At 53.2% G+C, this 17,540-nt stretch carries 9 protein-coding genes; 7 read left to right on the top strand and 2 right to left on the bottom strand.

Features of this window, described 5'->3' with window-relative positions:
* Positions 1-50 precede the first annotated feature (50 nt).
* The 6 genes from DU506_RS00700 (at position 51) to DU506_RS00725 (ending at position 11,932) form a co-directional block, all read left to right on the top strand.
* Complete coding sequence (locus tag DU506_RS00700; protein WP_147273701.1) at positions 51-677, top strand: hypothetical protein; 627 nt, start codon at positions 51-53, stop codon at positions 675-677.
* A 12-nt stretch (positions 678-689) separates the two neighbouring features.
* On the top strand, positions 690-1,511 hold the full coding sequence (locus DU506_RS00705; RefSeq protein ID WP_114485034.1) for a hypothetical protein: 822 nt from the start codon (positions 690-692) through the stop codon (positions 1,509-1,511).
* Positions 1,512-1,694: 183 nt separating this feature from the next.
* A complete protein-coding gene (locus DU506_RS00710; RefSeq protein WP_147273702.1) occupies positions 1,695-2,489 on the top strand; it encodes a hypothetical protein in 795 nt (264 codons plus the stop codon).
* A gap of 65 nt (positions 2,490-2,554) precedes the next feature.
* Positions 2,555-4,666, top strand: coding sequence for an ATP-dependent helicase (locus DU506_RS00715; protein ID WP_114485036.1), 2,112 nt, complete (start codon positions 2,555-2,557; stop codon positions 4,664-4,666).
* A gap of 62 nt (positions 4,667-4,728) precedes the next feature.
* Positions 4,729-10,788 carry a strawberry notch-like NTP hydrolase domain-containing protein gene (locus tag DU506_RS00720; RefSeq protein ID WP_114485037.1) on the top strand — a complete coding sequence of 2,020 codons (6,060 nt, stop codon included), beginning with the start codon at positions 4,729-4,731 and terminating at the stop codon, positions 10,786-10,788.
* A 79-nt stretch (positions 10,789-10,867) separates the two neighbouring features.
* Positions 10,868-11,932: a hypothetical protein gene (locus DU506_RS00725; RefSeq protein ID WP_114485038.1), complete on the top strand. Its 1,065-nt coding sequence runs from the start codon at positions 10,868-10,870 to the stop codon at positions 11,930-11,932.
* 307 nt (positions 11,933-12,239) lie between these two features.
* Here the strand turns inward: DU506_RS00725 and DU506_RS00735 are convergent, their stop codons facing one another.
* Positions 12,240-15,062, bottom strand: coding sequence for a type IV secretory system conjugative DNA transfer family protein (locus tag DU506_RS00735; protein WP_114485040.1), 2,823 nt, complete (start codon positions 15,060-15,062; stop codon positions 12,240-12,242).
* Positions 15,063-15,143: 81 nt separating this feature from the next.
* Here DU506_RS00735 and DU506_RS00740 point away from each other — a divergent pair, with 81 nt between their 5' ends.
* Positions 15,144-15,521 carry a hypothetical protein gene (locus tag DU506_RS00740; RefSeq protein ID WP_114485041.1) on the top strand — a complete coding sequence of 126 codons (378 nt, stop codon included), beginning with the start codon at positions 15,144-15,146 and terminating at the stop codon, positions 15,519-15,521.
* Positions 15,522-15,647: 126 nt separating this feature from the next.
* Here the strand turns inward: DU506_RS00740 and DU506_RS21530 are convergent, their stop codons facing one another.
* On the bottom strand, positions 15,648-17,489 hold the full coding sequence (locus DU506_RS21530) for a hypothetical protein (RefSeq protein WP_181870647.1): 1,842 nt from the start codon (positions 17,487-17,489) through the stop codon (positions 15,648-15,650).
* Between the last annotated feature and the right edge of the window lie 51 nt (positions 17,490-17,540).

Here is a 17,540-nt window from a genome sequence, read left to right on the forward strand (position 1 = left end):
TAAAATGCTATGCTGTATGTACCGGAAAAAACGAGTGAATAGCATTTAACATGGATCGACCTCCACAGCCTGATCTGACAGCTCAATTCTGCAACATCCCGACTAAAAAGGATCGGGAAGGTGGAGTCGTTGTGAGCCCAGAGGTTGCGAAGCTATACGAACGGCGGGAGCAGGTCTTGGGGCAGCTTGAAAAGTATTCCTTTAAAGAGGTGATTAGCGCCCTGCGTAAAATTGGCATCAGGGTCTCCTACGGCACCTTGCATAATTTTGCAAAGGTGAATAAGGGGAAAGACAGGCCTGAAAAATGGTTTGTTAATGAGAAGCTATCTCCTGAGCATAGGCAAAAAGCTCGCCATGTGACGAGTTTAGCTAAAAGCGACCTCGAGACGCCTATTGAAAAGGGTGACTCTAAAGTTGCGAACTCGGAGCCTCCCAAGCCCCGCAATAAGACTGCAATTCTCGACTCCAGCAAAGCAGACAAAAAAATTATATCGTCGGATGCCTGTCATGCCAACCTCCCAACTAAAGGTGAGCTAATCGATGATCGGCCATTTTTAAAAATGACCAAAGAAGAGAAAATGGCCCATAGACTTAAATTCATTGAAGAGGATGTAAAAAGAGAAGCAGAGCGAGACAGACGGGTAGAAATAAGCTTGAACGAAATGGATCGAAAATAGAGAGGTGATGAAATGCTGTCAATTGTAGTGAATACTAAAGGTGGTGTGGGAAAGTCAGCTTTTTCCATGCAGGTGGTTGCTCCTTATTTGTTGTCGCGGCTGGGAAGCGCGTCACTTATTGAGGTAGATGACCAGAATCACGATGCTTCTGACTACGACAATACTGAAATTCTTTGCAGGCAAATAAAGATTGGTGATAATCCGCATCGAGCGGTAGAGCGTTTGAACGAACTTACTATTGATAATAACGTTGTGATCGACGTTGGTGGGAATAAAACGGCAGAGGCTTTCCTTCAAGCAGCTGGAAATAATGGGCTTTCCAGATACGTTGACTTCATAGTAATTCCTGTATCGCAGACAGGAAAGGACGTAGAAAACGCTAAAAAAACACTGGATCTTATTAGAAAGCACTTCCTGGGTTTTGAGGGTAAAATACTTTTAGGTGCTACCCGTCTTAACGATGGTTCGGATAGGGATGCATTGCAATATTCCATGCCGGACGCAACCGAATTATACGCGTATGAAAAACTTGATGGATTTCTGATTTTACCTGAGAGCGATGCCATACCTATGTCACGCATGATGGGCATGTCAGCTTGGGAGATAGCCCAAGGTGCTGAAGGTATTCGTGAAATGTGCTTTGCTCAGATAGATATAGCTCGCAAAGCAGGGCAGGCGACACACGAAATGCGTGGATGGACGCGCAAATTGCGCTGCACGCAGTCATCGGTGAAGCTCATGCCTCACTTGGAGGATCTGTTCAATACCTTGGACGAGGTGCTGACCTGCCCAGCCGCTAGGTCTATTGCGCCCGTGGCTGCTGAGGACGAGTAAATGGCCACTGAGCGCGAAGTTCTTGACGACCTTTATGGCCATGCCATGGTTGTCATTGCGGCCCTTGACGGCTCGGTGGATCGGCCAGGTATTCTTCAGAAGCTTGAGGGTACCAGCGCCCAACCGGGCATGATTCAACGGGTGTACGGTACAACACAGCGCCTTGAACAGGCGCTGCTCGGCATGGAAGCTCTGCTCGACCTGGTTAGGCCAGGTGGGGAGCAGGATGCCTATCTCGCGCAGATCAAGGATCGCTTCGGTGAGATGCTGGCCTCTCAGGGCGAGCATGCCCTTCGGCCAATCATCGATTCTGTCCAGGCTTCTGTTCAGGAGGTGCTGAATGCAATCAAGCGTTCCAAGGATGAAGCCCAGGACATCCTGGTTCGCCTAAACGATTTTGATGATGCGCTTGATGACCAGTTTCATCAGGTAAAGGCTAATGCGGAAGCCACCAACGAAAGCCTTCATGAAATCATGGATTCGCTTTCTTCTCTCAGGAATGTGGATCTGACTCAAGTTCAGATGGACTTGCAGAGTTGCCTTGAAGAAGTGACCAAGGATGTTATCCAGGAGCATCGTGCATCGGATCAAAAAGCGCTTGATGAGATGCTCGCAAAGAGCCGCAAGGCTTTTCTGGAAAGCGTTCAAAGCGAGATGGATGGTCAAAACGTCTTGATGCAGGATCGGTTACGCAAGAGCAATGCCGATTTAGCCAAAGCCGTTGAAGGCACCACCTATACCGATGCGCTTAAAAAGCTCCAGTCGCAGGTCACTGACCTGACCGAAGCTAAAACAACCGCTTTATCCGAGCGTGACGCCCTGCAGCGCAAACTGGATAAGCAGAGCAGGGGTAAAAGTATCGACGCCGATACGCGTGTGTTGTCGCCAGCCTTTATCATCTCAGTCGCAGTCGGGGCATCTGTGCTCTCGGCGGCAGCCTCGGTGACAGGGGTTGCTTGGTTATTTGGTGCTATCTGAACGCCGGAAGTCACCTCTTGACCCCTATGTAGTTGGGTAGGATCGCTTAAACGAGGTGAACAGGCATGAGGCTCGATAAAGACCAGGAAGTAGTCGCACAACATAATCACGGCGCCATGCTGGTTCTGGCTGGGGCCGGATCGGGGAAGACTGCAAGCATTACTGGGCGGGCCGCCAACTTGATTAAACGGGGCATACGCCCCGATTCTCTCTTGCTCACCACCTTTTCCAAGAAAGCAGCTTCCGAGATGAAGACCCGGCTTGGCGCTCTGGTCGGCGACGAAATGGCGGCCCAGGCCACTATCTGCACCTTTCACTCGCTGGGCGACAAGATCATTAAGGAATGGCCAACCGAGTGTGAGCGAGAAATGGGAATGTCGATTCTGGATGAATCCGACCAGCGAGGGCTTTTCCGGCGACTGCTCAAAGAAGTGGTCAAAGTCGATAATCTTAAAGATCTTGATTATCGGAAGTGGCTGAGCGCCTATGACCGACTGGCTCAGGATGGTGCCCGGGCAGTTGAATCACAGCATGCCAACCGCTTCTGCGAGATTATGCAGACGCACGCCGGTATCGAGCGCCAGGACCAGCTGAATTGGCTTTGGCGTGTGTTTGGAGCCTTCGAGAAATTCAAGCGCGAGCAGAATGTTGTCGATTTCAATGACCTTCTTACGCTTCCACGAATGGCGCTCGAACGTCACGAGATGCTAAGGGATGCGCTCGCCTTTCGCTATCCTTACGTAACAGTGGACGAGGCTCAGGACACCTGCATTGCTCAATATGACGTGATTCGGCTGTTCGCCAAGAGCCACGGGAATATCGTGGTGGTAGGCGACGATGACCAATCGATTTATGGATGGCGTGGGGCGAGCGTTGACAACATGAAGCGCTTTATTCGCGACTTCAATCCTCAGGTCGCTCGCCTTGAGCGCAACTACCGAAGCACCCGACCCATAGTCGCTGCCGCAGCGCAGATGATTGCCAACAACACCGGCCGATTGCTGAAAAATCCCTATTCAGAGTGTGACGAAGGCGCAGCGCCTGTTTTTCACTCAAACAAGAATGATCACGATATGGCCCACTCGATCGTGGCCGATATCAAAGTGGCCAGGGCTCAAGGTGTGCCCTGGAATGAGCAAGCCATTCTTTACCGAAAGAATCGCATCGGAGAAATTCTGGAGCCGTTGTTGCTTGAGCACAACGTTCCCTACGAAGTTTATGGTGGTAAGAAGCTTACAGACCGCAAGGAAGTGAAGCTGGCAATGGCGCTTGCGCGACTGGTGATTAACCCCAGGGATCAGATGGCGTTTCATAAGCTAGCGGATGGAATAAAGGGGTTAGGTGAGCGTGGCGTGGAATCCCTCTGTAGTGATGCCGAGCAGTTTTCCGGCGGCGATCTCTTCGCTAATACCGAGGTGATTCGTAACGCCAAGGCCCGAGAGAGCGTGGAGCACCTTGGTTCTCTGGTGGGAATCCTGCGCAGACGTTCGCCAGAGGAGCTTATTCCCACGCTGGTCAACGAGATTGGGATATCAACGTATTTCCCTAAAGAGACCGAGAAGCAGCTTGAGCAGCGTATGGACCGCCTTGGTCGCTTTGCCGATTGGATCAGTCTGCTGGTAGAGAAGCAGCGCAAGATGCAAAGCGACCTGGATCCTTGGCACATGATTCTGCAGGCCACGCTCGAAGAGCCCGAGACGGATTTAAGCGACAACGACAAGGTGATTCTTTCAACCGTCCATCGTGCTAAGGGGCTTGAGTGGGAGCGTGTTTATATAGCGGGAGCTTCTGATGGCCTCATGCCGATGGCCAACAAGTCGGGTGAAGTGAGCGACGAGCAGGAAGAGCGCCGCCTTGCCTACGTCGGGAGCACAAGAGCCGCAAAGGTATGCACGCTCTATCATTGCGCCATGCTCAACCTTGGGTACGACACTCTGCTGATGAATCCCAGTCCTTACCTTGCCGAAATGGGTGCCACCCCAGGGCGCAGCCTTCAAGACCCCTTGCCGTTAATCCCAAAATTGAAGAGAGAGGGAGGTGTCGATGTTGGCAATCTGGTTGCCCAGCAAATAGCGCAAAGCGCTGAGCAGCGAGAGAGTGCGCCTGAACCAATAACGCAAGAACAGCCGGAACGCACTCGCTACAGCTGGGAATCACAGGAAATTCCCGGTTGGTAACACCCAGCCTGGCTATTTGGCCCCTATATGGATAACAGGCACGATTTCACAGGAGAGACAGGATGGCCGATACAACTATGCCCTGGGTGGATCTATCCGCATACCAGCTGCAGCTAGCCCTGGCATCGCTCGACGGTATGCCGCAGTACGTCGTTATTGGAACACCGGAGGCGCTTGCACAAAGTAAGGCGGCCCTTGATACCCTCGGCTTCAAGCCTCGTGGTCAGCATGTATACCTTGAGAGTCTCCATGACCTGCCGGCTTTCGCGGCATGGGAAGGTGTGTTGCCAAAAGCTGTCATCGACTACGCCAAATCCCCCCGCGACATAGCTAAGGATAAGGCCTCTGCCCTGTTTATGGTGAAGCTAAAGTGGGTGGATCCCAAAGGGTTTGCGGTGCCGGCTGTGCCTCAGGCGTCAGAACCAGAACCGGAGCCGGAGCCTGAGCCTGAGCAGGCGCAAGAAACGGCGCCCAAGAACACGTTGCGCTGGCTTGATTTATCGTCCTACGGGCTTTCCATTAGCTACCGCTCAGTGGGTGATACAGGTGAGCTTGGGCAAGGTGACATGGCGATTGCCGTGGTAGGCAGCAAGTCCTCGGAGCAAGCCTATGCGCGGATCTTTGAAGAGCTGGGTGCAACTGTCGATCTCGACCGGGAATCAGGGACCCATGCTCGTATCATTTTCAATGAGGGTTTTTCCCCGGAAACACTCGAGGCTATTCAGCAGGCGATGCCTCTGGCTGAAAGCAAGGAAATGCCCCGGGCAGAGGTGGTGGTTGGGACGGCAGATAATCCGTTCGCCGCCTGGGAGTCTCTCGATCAGATCGATTGGGCCGACTATCGCAACCAACTGGCTAGGGAGGTAGTGACCCGCAGTGCCAGTGATACCCCCCAGCCATTCACGGAAGACCAGCTGCGTGATCAGCTTGCCAAAAGTGCTGCGCTTCCCCCGGAGCTGGTTACGCGTGAGGCCGGCATTTCCGGGCGGCTGTTGCAGGAATCCATCGAAGCGGCATGCAGCCAGGGGCTCCGCGTCGTAGCCAAGCGATTCGATAACATAGCGCCCCTTATAAACCGTGCCGCCAATATCGATGCTCTGATGCCTCGCGATACGGTTAAGTCGTCCACCAGCCTTTTATTGCAACAGTACAGCACCCCACTCGCAATCAGTGTGGTCATGCAAGATATCCTCGGCATTGATGAAAGTTCGACAGTGTGGGAGCCGACAGCCGGTAACGGAAGTTTGGTATCACTGGCAAGCCCCGATCTGGTCGGGGGCTTTGAGCTCGATAGTGATCGCCTTTCCCGATTGCATGAGCAGGGCTTCACCAATATTCGGCATGCCGATGCTACGCGTAACGATGTGCCCGATGGTAAATACGATAAGTTCGTGGCCAACCCACCTTTCGGTGCTTTCTCCGATGGCAAAGGGGGGCGGATGATCGAGTCGTTCGTGCCTTTTGAGCCAGGCGGCAATGAGTACCCAGCAATGAAGCTTTCGCAGCAGGACCAATATATCGCGTTGCGGAATTTAAAGGCGATGCACCCCAAAGGAACCGGTGCGATTATCCTGGGCGCGGATCACCCAATGAATTATAAGGCGGGGGAGATTTCCGAGAAAACCCGCAACTTCCTTCGCATGCTGAACGACACACACGACGTCATCGGCACGCATTATGTCGACGGGGGGCTCTACAAGTCTCATGGTGCAGGGTGGCCGCTTATTTTGATTGTGACTGGCGGACGTCGTGAAGCCGCAATCGAGGCCACGGTTCCAGAGAAGCTGCCGGTCATCTCTACCCATGAGGACCTCATTACTTACCACGCCACAATGAAAGAAGAAGTGGATAAGTGGCAGCGTGATAACGACCCCATCAGGAAGCGCGAAAAGAACAACGACGGTAGCAATAGCCAGTCTCCAGACAGCACCGATTCGGATAAGGAAGAAAAGGACACTGAGAGTCCAGAAACCGACCTAGCCGCGACTGCAATACCGGAAGAAGAAGAGGAAGTGGAACAGGAATTCGAGACCGCTGATTTGTCGGACGTCGACTGGGATCAGCTAGAGGCCATGGAAGACGAGGCTTTGGATAATGAACACATGAAGGCTCAGCATGCGGTGGAGGATGCCGAGGTTCCGTATCTTCCCCGTTCACGCATGCCTTCGCTTAACAAGATGATTCCCGCAAACCTTGCGGTTGCCGTATCCCAGGCGCTGGACAATGTGCAACTGCAACACGGTGAAATTGATTCATTCGTTGCCGATGAGTTGGGCTGGACGCTGGAAGAGCTGGAGGAGCGGTTGGCCGCCGAGCAGGTAGATGCGATGGCTCTATCAATCTACCAGGCAAAAATGGGAAAGGGCTTCATCCTTGGTGACAATACGGGTATCGGGAAGGGCCGGGTAGTAGCCGCAATGATGGTGTGGGGGATCAAGAATGGACATAAGCCAGTATTCGTCACCGCCAAGGCGGGGCTATTTGTGGATATCATGCGTGATCTTCGTGATATCGGGTCCGACCATTTGCTAAAGCCATTAGTGATGAATGACATTCCTGTCGTTAAGGACGCGGACGGCACGGTCATCATTAAGAATACGCCAGCCAAAGACCTTAAACCGCTTTTGAAAGAGCGCACGATTGGCAAAGACCATAATAGTGTCTTCATGACTTATTCTCAGATAAACCTTGAGATGGGAAAGTGTGAAAAGGCACAGTGGCTAACAGCGATCGCAGAAGACAATGTGTTGTTATTCGATGAGGCGCACCTTGCGTCTGGCGCAAGCAGTAATACCGGCCAGAACGTCAAAGAGGCCATTCGTGCCGCTAAGTACACGATGTATGCCAGTGGTACGCCTATCAAGCGCGTAGTGGTTGGGGATGACAGCCTTGGCGCCTACATCGCCACCAGCATGTTCGATGGCTCCGATCACGAAACGTTGGTCGCTACCATTGCTGCAGGTGGTGATTCTTACCGGGAATTCCTGGCCAACGAGCTTGCTCGCTCAGGACAGATGATTGTTCGCAGTCATCCAGAGGCACCCTCACCAGAGCCGGTACTTTTAAGTGGCGAGTATGACGGTCTCGATGTCCGTGAAATATCCGATCGACTGGCAACGGTGCTAGATGCCATGACGGGTCTTTCTGAGGGTGCGGAAGCCATCGTTAACGAAGAAAACGATGAAATAAAGGCCGTGCTCGAGGCGATGCATGAGAGTGAGCGACCCAAATTCCAGCACTGGAAATCAAGTACCGTCAACTTTGGATCGATACGACACAATATTGTTCGTCAAGCCGTGCTTGCAATGAAGGCTGAAGGGGCTGCCCAGGCGGCCATCCAGGACATACGTAGTGGCAAGCGCGTAGTGGCTGGCTTTGACAACACTATGGAGTCGTTTCTCGAGTTCGCCATCGACAGCGTTCGCAAGGAAATCGCTGCAAATGATGCGGCAGGGGCGGATCATGGCGATGGTGAGCAGGCGGACAATACCGTCGATATAACGCCAGAAAAGCTAAAAGCAGTACCTGCCAATATCGGTTACCGGGATGCCATTCGTCGTTTGATGGATCGCTTGATCGTTATCGAGTCGACTGATCGCTATGGCGAAACAACGATGAATCCAGCATTCGACGTGAAAGAGAAGCGCGTAAGCTGGGAGGATGGCTCACTCATGGAGCGATTGGCCATGGGCAAGCCCTTAGAAGGTGATCATCTTGCCCATCTGTATTTTGAGACCGAAGAGCATATCTACAAACTGCCTGAAGGGCTCCCCGCGTCTCCGATCGATTACATCCGAAATCGGATTGAGCAGGCGGGGATCAAGACCGTCGAAGTGACGGGTCGCTCCTTGCGCATTGATTATTCCGATGAGGAAAGTCCGGTGTTTGCCCGCCGAGATTCCAAGGATCGTGATAGAAAATTGGCAGAGGAAAGGTTCAATAACGGCGATGCTCAGTACCTGATATTGAATGCCAGTGGTGGGACTGGTTCCAGCTACCATGCCCACAAGGATTTTAAGAATACAGAGGACCGTGTGTTCCATGCTGTCCAGCAGTTGCAAAATCCAGCTGATCTTATCCAGATGATGGGTCGAATTCACCGCTCTGGTGCTGTCGAGGGGTACACCCCCTCCTTCAAGATATTCGGGCTACCGCTGATTGCCGAGCTCGCAGCCATGTCGGCGGTCATTAATAAGGAGCGCCAACTAAGAGCCAGTAGTCGTGGGGATCGCGAAGGCAAGATGGTGATGTTCGGCGAGCCGATGTCGAATCGTGTAGGCGATCAGGTCACCCTGGAAGTGCTTCGGGATTATCCAGACTCCAAAAAATTGTGCAAAAGGCTGGGCATCGATCTGGAGAAAGAGAGAAAGCAATTTTCCTCAGTGTCATTCGAGCAAGGCATAGGTAGTGATACGAAGCTCTATCACAAGACGGCTTCCCGTTTTTGTATGCTGCATCTTGCTCAGGCCGAACCGCTTAATGAAGCTTTGCAGGAGGCATATTTGCAACGCATTGAGCAGTTGGATCGGACGGGGAGCAACCCCCTGAAGACCAAGATACTCGACCTGCGCGCTCAGATGATGGCAGAGGAATATGAAGTAGTACCCAAATTTGGACCAAGCTCATTTCAGGATCCAGTGATCGCTCGAAAGATACGCTTCAAGCAAGAGGTCAACCCGATATCATTCAGCGCCGTTGAAAGCATGCTCGATAGCTCACGGCAACGCTTAAAGAAGGTTGGCGCCAGCGAAATGCCGATGCAGGAAAAGTGGGAGGAGATCAACACCAAACAGCTCAGGGAGGCGGGGCGTCAGGCCAAGAGTCGCTGCAAGGAGTTTTTCGAGAGCCTCGGCAGTGATGAAATGGAAGCGGCCGACAAGTTTATTCATACCGCAATAACGACCCCGGGCAAGCTTCGAGTCAAGGATGAGGATCGGGACATAATAACCAACATGGCTCGGCGCCACACCCTGATGAAGCATTTCCGGGACAAAATCGGGCTTGGAATTAAGGTGTCGCGGGTTCCCCCAGAGGCCCTTGGCGGCGAAGAAATTGAAGGGGTGCCGCAAGCGGAGTTTGTGATTACCTCAGTACGTCCGCCTAAGCCCACGGATAACCCAGCAGCTCCGAGTTCCTGGGGCGTCACACTGACCTCGCCGGAGGGTAAGGTAGGTGCATGGCGAGTGTCACTTAGCCAGTTGATGACGGTGGTTCATGAAAACCCGAGCATTATGTTCGGCAATGACCCTCTCACACCAGAAGCGCTGAAGGCGCTTTTCAATGATGATCGAGAAGCCTACGTGGTGGACCGAGAGAAGGTCGTGCTGACGCGCAATCTCATTTCTGCCGTGGCGGCGGCAAAACAGGCTCAAGAAATGAATCCGCACTTAGGCCGATTCACCCCTGCGGTGTATACGGATGAGGACGGTCATAAGACCCTTGCCGTCATGGCGCCAGACAACTTCAGCTTGGACAAGCTGGACTTGCTGATGGACGTCGACTTCACCATCTCCAAGCCAGACGTGGCGATGGCTTACCTAAACCACGCCATTTCGGCAAATGAACAGGACGACAGCCAGAATGTGCAGCTTTATTCGAGCAATGCCTGGTACAGCGTCAGTGGTGCTCGGGCCAATGACAAGGTAGACACCCTTGGGGCGGGCATACATTTAAAGCGTGATAAGGACAGCCGTGAATGGGTGATGTCAATTTCAGCAAAAAAGAAGGATAACCGAGACTTTTTGAAAGACGGTGTGCTAATGGAGCTTTTCAAAAGCGACTTTGAGACCAGCACCGAATATCGGAAACAGAACATGATGACAGCCTCTCTACGAAGCAATGCGTTGTTGCCAGAGTTGATTCAGCGGTTGGTCACTCACCACCAACTGTCCTTTCATGGTTCACATAAACACAGTGACTGGCACCGAGATTATTTGCGCCAACGTGGAGAGAAGCTCCAGCAGGAGGAAGACGAACTAAAGGCTCAACTGGCTACAGCAACCAATGAAAGTGACCCGAACGTCCCAGGGAAGGAGGCCCGTGCTACGGATTTTGCAACGGAACTGGCAAGCGGTTTGATGTCACGCGATCAGAAGAGGGTATCTAGCAACATGAGCCTTTAAACAAAAATACTGCATTGATGTGTATACTAGAAATGGTGATCCTATCGGGTCACCATTTTCTTAATTGGCGAGGTGCGTCATGAAAAAGCCGCTAGTGATCAGTCCTGTAGCGCTGTCCTGCCTAGTGCTTGCTTTGTCATCCTTCAGTGCATTTCCGGCGTTAGCTGCTGGGCAAAATGCATTTGATAAGCTGAAAGACAAGGAAACTCTCAAAACCACATCCAGCGCCTATGCCGCCGAAGAAGGCGCCGGGGATGCCGACAAAAGTAATAGCGCTTATAAGAAAAAGTCGACAAGTGTCTTTAGCGGCAAGACGACAAGTGCCTATGGAGATGGCAAAAGCGTTGCTGTCGATGAGAATGGTATTTCCAGTGAACCCGACTATCCCGATGCCAAGGGAAATAGTGCTTACAGCAAGACGTCAAACAGCGCCTATGGGGACCGGGAAAGCGTATATGACGATGGTGCGACAAGTGCCTACGGAGAAGGCAAGAATGCGTTGTCGGGAAAATCGAATGTGTTTACTGTGGATGTGGAAGAGGGTAAGAGCGGGTTAAAAGCAGAGAGTGCTTTCAATGCAAAAAGTGCCTTGGGTGGTGATGGCCAGAGTGGATTCAAGGCAAAGAGCGTGGTTGACGGTGATGGCCAGAGCGGTTTCAAGGCCAAGAGCGTGGTTGACGGTGAGGGTCAGAGCGGTTTCAAGGCCAAGAGCGTGGTTGACGGTGAGGGCCAGAGCGGTTTCAAGGCCAAGAGTGTGGTTGACGGTGAGGGTCAGAGCGGTTTCAAGGCCAAGAGCGTGGTTGACGGTGAGGGCCAGAGCGGCTTCAAGGCCGAGAGCGTGGTAGACGGTGAGGGTCAGAGCGGTTTCAAGGCAAAGAGCGTGGTTGACGGTGAGGGCCAGAGCGGCTTCAAGGCCGAGAGCGTGGTAGACGGTGACGGCCAGAGCGGTTTCAAGGCCGAGAGCGTGGTTGCTGGTGATGGCAAGAGTGGCTTTTCAAGTGATGGAGGGGCTTTCGCAAGCCGTATAGAACAGGCAAATAGCAAGGATGATGAGTGGCGCAAAGCCAAAAGCGCTTTCACTGGAGCGATTACAGACACTCCAGATGACTCGAAAAAGCGTGGATTTGGCAGGAGTGCTTATTGAGTTTTGCTAATTGAGAGGCGGCATTCTTGCCGCCTAAAAAAGCCTTTCAATCTTCTCCCTGCACGATAACGTTGTTAATTCTACCCTTTCCTAACCTGTCCTCAGCGCTCTCCCAGACATCTCCCACTGTGCCACCTTTAGGGTCAAGCATCGTCGTAGATTTGCCGTCTGTGAATTGTATTGTGAAACGCCGCATATTGCCGGTTGCCACGCGGCCCGACTCGCCTCGCTCCCTCATGATACGACCCTTTTCTTCTGCGCTGAGCGGCATTAGCAATCTCTCCGTGTTGCGTGGTGGCTGAATCACTTAATCCAACTTGGATAAACGCTTGCGCTTTTTGGCTGCGGGCCTAATGTCGGCGAGTAGACCGGTAGGGCTGTGTCCTGGCGTGCTCTTGATGCCCAAGTCGGCTGAGGGATCATGCTCGATTTCCAGGTCATGAGCGCTTAATTCTATGTCGTCATGAGCGCCTTCATCATCACCATTATCTTCGTAGTCTTCCTCGTAATCCTCCTCGAAGTCTTCCTCGTATTCAGATTCATCTGCGGGTTCATAGGAATCTGTTGGCTCAGGTTCAGCGACGTGTATATCGGCCGCCTCGGGTTCAATGTCGGAAGCTGGCGACGCCTGAGTGCTGCCATCGCCAGTTCCCTTAAACTGACTTAGCGCGAGCCGCATGGCTTCTTTCTTGTCGATTGCACCCTCTGTCTTGCCACCGGTTTCGGACTCTTGGGACTCGACCGGTGCGGGGGGCTCGATTGGGGGTTGGGGCTCGACGGGTGCTGCCGTGCTTTCGGATGGGGTGGGAGTTTCTTCTGCTGGTAGCGGCTGGTGCTCAGCATCGGCGTTGTCGAGTAGCGAGGCGATTCGGGCTGCAACAGCGTCCGTCTCACGGCTTTCCTGGCGTACACCCTGGCCAAGGCTGCCTTGGGTGCTAAGAGACTCCTCCTGGGGATTATAAGGCGGTTGGCTGGGACGACCGTTCCTAACTATCTTGCGCGCCTTCTCAAGCTCTTCATGCCTCTCAGTGGATGTATGGATGAGGTAGTCCAGCGCTAAAGCGCCTTTGGACGGGTTAACGGCATGGATCTCGCTTGAATCCAGGCGGCCAGCAGGGGGCGGGCTTTCTTCCCATGGAATAATTACTTGGTGCTTGTGGGCGTAACGTACCAGCTTTTCCATCAGGCGCCAGCTATCTTGAGCGGGTTCTTCGGCTGCTTCGCCAAGCTCTCGGCATAGACCAACGAGGTTCAGTGCAGGCATTGCCTGCTCGAGGATTTCTTCTGTCACATCCCGCTTGTTGCGCATTTGCTCGCGGTCAGTCGCCATGCTGCCGGGGATAGGCACTAGGTCATTGCGCTGAGCCCGGACCACGGCGGGAGGCTCGACGTGGGGCATTCGCAGCGGGATCAGCGTGTCGCGCCATTTCATGAACGCCTGACCTTCAGCCAGGTTGGTAATCTCCTGCACGGTGACTCGAGGCACTTTCTCGAGGCTCTGGGAATCCTCTACCCACCGTCCCTTATCAAATCGCTTGCCGCCTGAGCGGAGAATTTGTGTTTCACCTACGGCATTTATAAATTCGTCGCAGGTTTCCTTGTCTTCGGTTTTGAGAATGACCTTGAGACCCGAGTTCGACACGATGCGCTGCGCTTCCAAGTCGCCGGCCGATTTAAAGCTGGCCCATTCCTGGCCGGAGAAAACGTTAAAGACACCAAGGCTACGTGCCTGGGAGGCAACGTCAGCGGTACCGGCCTGCAAATACGAACCCGCTTCATCGTAAATCAGCAGCATGGCGCGCAGGGAGTTTGTTGGGCGACGATCGACGATATCGGCTTTCAGGCCAGTCAAGCGGCCAGAAATGGATTGGGAAAGGGCGGACTTGATGCCGGAAAGCGCCATACGGCCAAGCTGACTCATGGAGTTCGGGCTTTTTTCCAAAGCGGGAAGCTGACAAAGCAATATGCGGCGCCCGTACACGATATCCGGGAAATAAATATCTGAGAACTGAACATTGGCTATGTGGCCGTAGGTACCAATCAACATGGCGTAGAGGGCTGAGAACTGCATAAGCAGGAAGCCGAACTGCTTGGATGGTTGGTCAGCGAGGGCCATGGAGCGTTGCTGGGGATCATCGATAGACATGGCGTCGCGATAGCCGGGGATTTCGTTCAGTACCGCCGCTATCTGATCACGCGCTGTCTTGTCGATGTCAGGGTCCTTCTCGAGCTCGGATAATTTCTCAAGGCTCATATACTCCTGCAGCGACTTTACCGATATTTGGATACGTCCTTTATCGCGTAATTCCACGAGACCTTTGAGCAACGAGCGGAGCAGGGCTTCGGCACGTTCCACCCACATCTTGTTCTCACCGCTGGCCTCAGAGCCGAGTAGCGATGCCCCAATCTCGAAAAGCGTATCGGAGTTACCAGTACCAAACAGATTGAAAGTATTACTTTCGACCGCTCTAAACTCTTCCCACAGCGCCTTTTCGGCTGCGCTGTAAAAGCTGTAGTCCGCTTGCTGAGAGGCACCCACCACGAAGTTGAGTACCAGAAAATCGTCCGCACGCCCTGCGGCGACGGCCATGGCAAAAAGATCGAACCAGGTTTTGGGATCGGCTTTACCATCGATCATCACCATGCCGGAGCCGGAGACAAAAGCTGTGTAGGCGAAAGCAGAGGTCATGGTCACGGTCTTGCCCGAGCCGGTGGTGCCGGAAAGCACCATATGCGTTCTTACTAAATTATCGGCGGCTACTACTTCTTCGCCGGTGTTGAAGTTATTGCCCATGGGCCAGATGCCATCACCGCCGCGATGGGAGGGTGTGGACAAGACGGACCATTCTTCTACTGTTTTTTTCTTGCCAGGGGTACGCTTAATGTAAGGACCGGTACCTCGCCCAAAGGGGTCCTGTTTTCTTAGCCGCTGATTGGTGTCGATGACATAAAGCACCATGGCGAGGGATAGCCACAGTACAGGCGTTCCAGGAAGGGCTACTGCAACGAGGCCAAGGGCGAGAATATACCGATGTACGCTGCGGCGAACCGAATAGCCCGCTTCAAAAAACGCATTGTAAGATCTTCTTTGCGTTTCGCGGTTGCCATCATTGAAGGACGTAAGTGCCAAGGCCGGTCTCCTGTAATATCTTGCCGCATCTTCATATATGGTACTGTGACCATAATACCTGTTCTTTAAGGAGTTTTGTTGATGGACACGTTGGATAAAGAGTTAGAGCCCTTAGTGACACTCTTAGGTCTGGTAGATTTCCGGATCGCGGATCGGATTGTGCTGGGCGAGGATGTGGATACGTTCAATATGTTTGCTGACGCACAAGTAGGGGAGTTTTTGGTGGGTGTACAGTTTCTTCCCGCTGAAGGGGGTGGTCCCTTTGCTGAAGGCATGCGAGAGCTCTTGCTGGAGTACCGTCTGGTGGGGGAGTCACCAATTCAGGAAGTGAGGGCTGCTTTGCCGGCACAGGCACCGTTTGGTCTGGTCGCTTACCTGAAAGAGTCACCCTCAGTTAACGAGTTGGCTGAGTTTGGGCGCGAAGTGCTTCGGGACATCAATGAGCGTTTGCCCATGTGACTGCTCTCCGCCGATTCTATTCTGTGAGTTAATCGGTGGAGGGTTCAAAAGCAAGAAAAACTAAAGGGGCTCGCGCCCCTTTAATACTGCTTGAGACTCGCCTGCACTGCGCGAGGGAAATGCCTATTAGGTGAAGGGCATATCAAAGGAGCTATTTCTTACTGGCGCGGTTTTTGTCGCCGGGTTGTCAGAATTGTCGATCTCACTGCCTTTGTCAGAAGGTGGGGTATCATCAAAAGTGTCGTTGAACCCATCTAGCCAGTCAGGTTCACCTTCATTTTCAGCAGCAAAGTTGCCGCCAAGAGGAAAGTCTGCATCCCCTTCATTCTCAGGCACAGCATTGCCCCCAAGGGGGAAGTCAGGATCAGGTTGAGTTGCTGGCGCTGACTGAGCATTGCCTCCACTAGCATTGATGTAGTCATTTATACGCTGATTAGCGTCGAATTCAGCACTGCTATCATGGTGGTGTGCTGGCTCCTGGGCTTGCTGGGTCTGTTGTGGCTCTTGGGCTTGCTGGGTCTGTTGTGGCTCCTGGGCTTGCTGGGTCTGTTGTGGCTCCTGGGCGTGCTGGGTCTGTTGCGGTGCCTGGGCTTGCTGGGTCTGTTGTGGCTCCTGGGCTTGCTGGGTCTGTTGCGGTGCCTGGGCTTGCTGGGTCTGTTGTGGCTCCTGGGCTTGCTGGGTCTGTTGCGGTGCCTGGGCTTGCTGGGTCTGTTGCGGTGCCTGCGTAGAGGCATTCGGATTCATTTGCTTGAAAGGGTGCGAGGGGTGGTTGATTGGCACCGCAAGTTCAGGCTTCATCTTCAGGGACTCGCCATTGTATTGGCATTGAGTCAGTGGGTGTTGTGGCCCTATGCCATAGCTGTGGCGAGTGGTGATGTATTTTGAAAAAGTTGAGCCCTTATTGGCAGCGTAGGTGAAGGCTACTGACGGCACAAAAGACAGGTTTTTCTGCAACGCGTCAGGACTGGTGTCTGCGGGATCACGAAGATACACGTTCTGGTTGTCTTTGTGGCATGAGTCCAGCGGTCGATTCGACCCTTCCAAGGCTCGCATATCGATATTGTCATCATCCACGCTGCGACTGGCCTTGAGTTCGGTCCCACGGATGCAAACTAGCTTGGCGTCATCACCGTACTTGCCGCGCATGTAATCCAAGGCTTCATGAGCGATCCGGTTGAGCATATTGGCATGTAAAGGAAGTTTGCGTGGATACGTCTTTCCGTTCCAGATGCGGATGCGCTCACTCTCGGGCAGCCAGTCCGGATAATCGGAAGGCTCTGGGTGGGGAATTTCTTTATAGAGCTCCGTTGTTTCTATCACCTGATTGTCTTTGTCCAGGATGGCGAAGATGGCACTCGATGAAGGCATAGAAGCCCATTGGATAGATTGGCCGGCGCCGTTCTTCACCGTGCTGGGGATCGTGCACCGCTTAAAGTGGTCTTGGCAGATATCCAAAGATTTGGCCATTTCAGGCGAGAGCTGGCCATCATGAAACACATCGAATGCGTTAGGGTTGATTACGGTAATTCCCGCGGTCTCAATCATGGCCTGGCCTTCATGCACGACCTTGCGCGTATGGATCAGGGCTGGCTTGTTCTCGGTACGCTCGCTGTTAGCACTATTGAGCCAGCGGACGACGGCATGACCTGGGGCCGTGGCTTGAAACCCCTCGGCGATCAGAGGTTCCCCGACCTTGCTGGCCATCTTTTGTCCGATTAGCCCGCCGAAATAGCGTGATTTACTCTTCTGGGCGTAGCGCTCCCTGTCACTGGGGGATATCGCATTCATGTCCATAGAGAGAACGTAATCGCCGGGAGCCACGGTCAAGTTCTCGGGATTGTCTTCAAGGGTGACGCTGCAGGTAAGGGTTCCAGCCTGTGGATCGACATCCTTGACGCGAAGCAAGATTGGGGCCGTGGCGCCTGTTCGGGCAACCCGTTTGGCTTGTGACTGTGACGTGAATGCCATGGTTAGCTTCCTCTAAAAATTGGACTCAGGTCTGGGAGCATTCCCCCATGG

The sequence above is a fragment of the Vreelandella rituensis genome, assembly GCF_003336665.1.
In the GTDB taxonomy this organism is placed as follows: domain Bacteria; phylum Pseudomonadota; class Gammaproteobacteria; order Pseudomonadales; family Halomonadaceae; genus Vreelandella; species Vreelandella rituensis.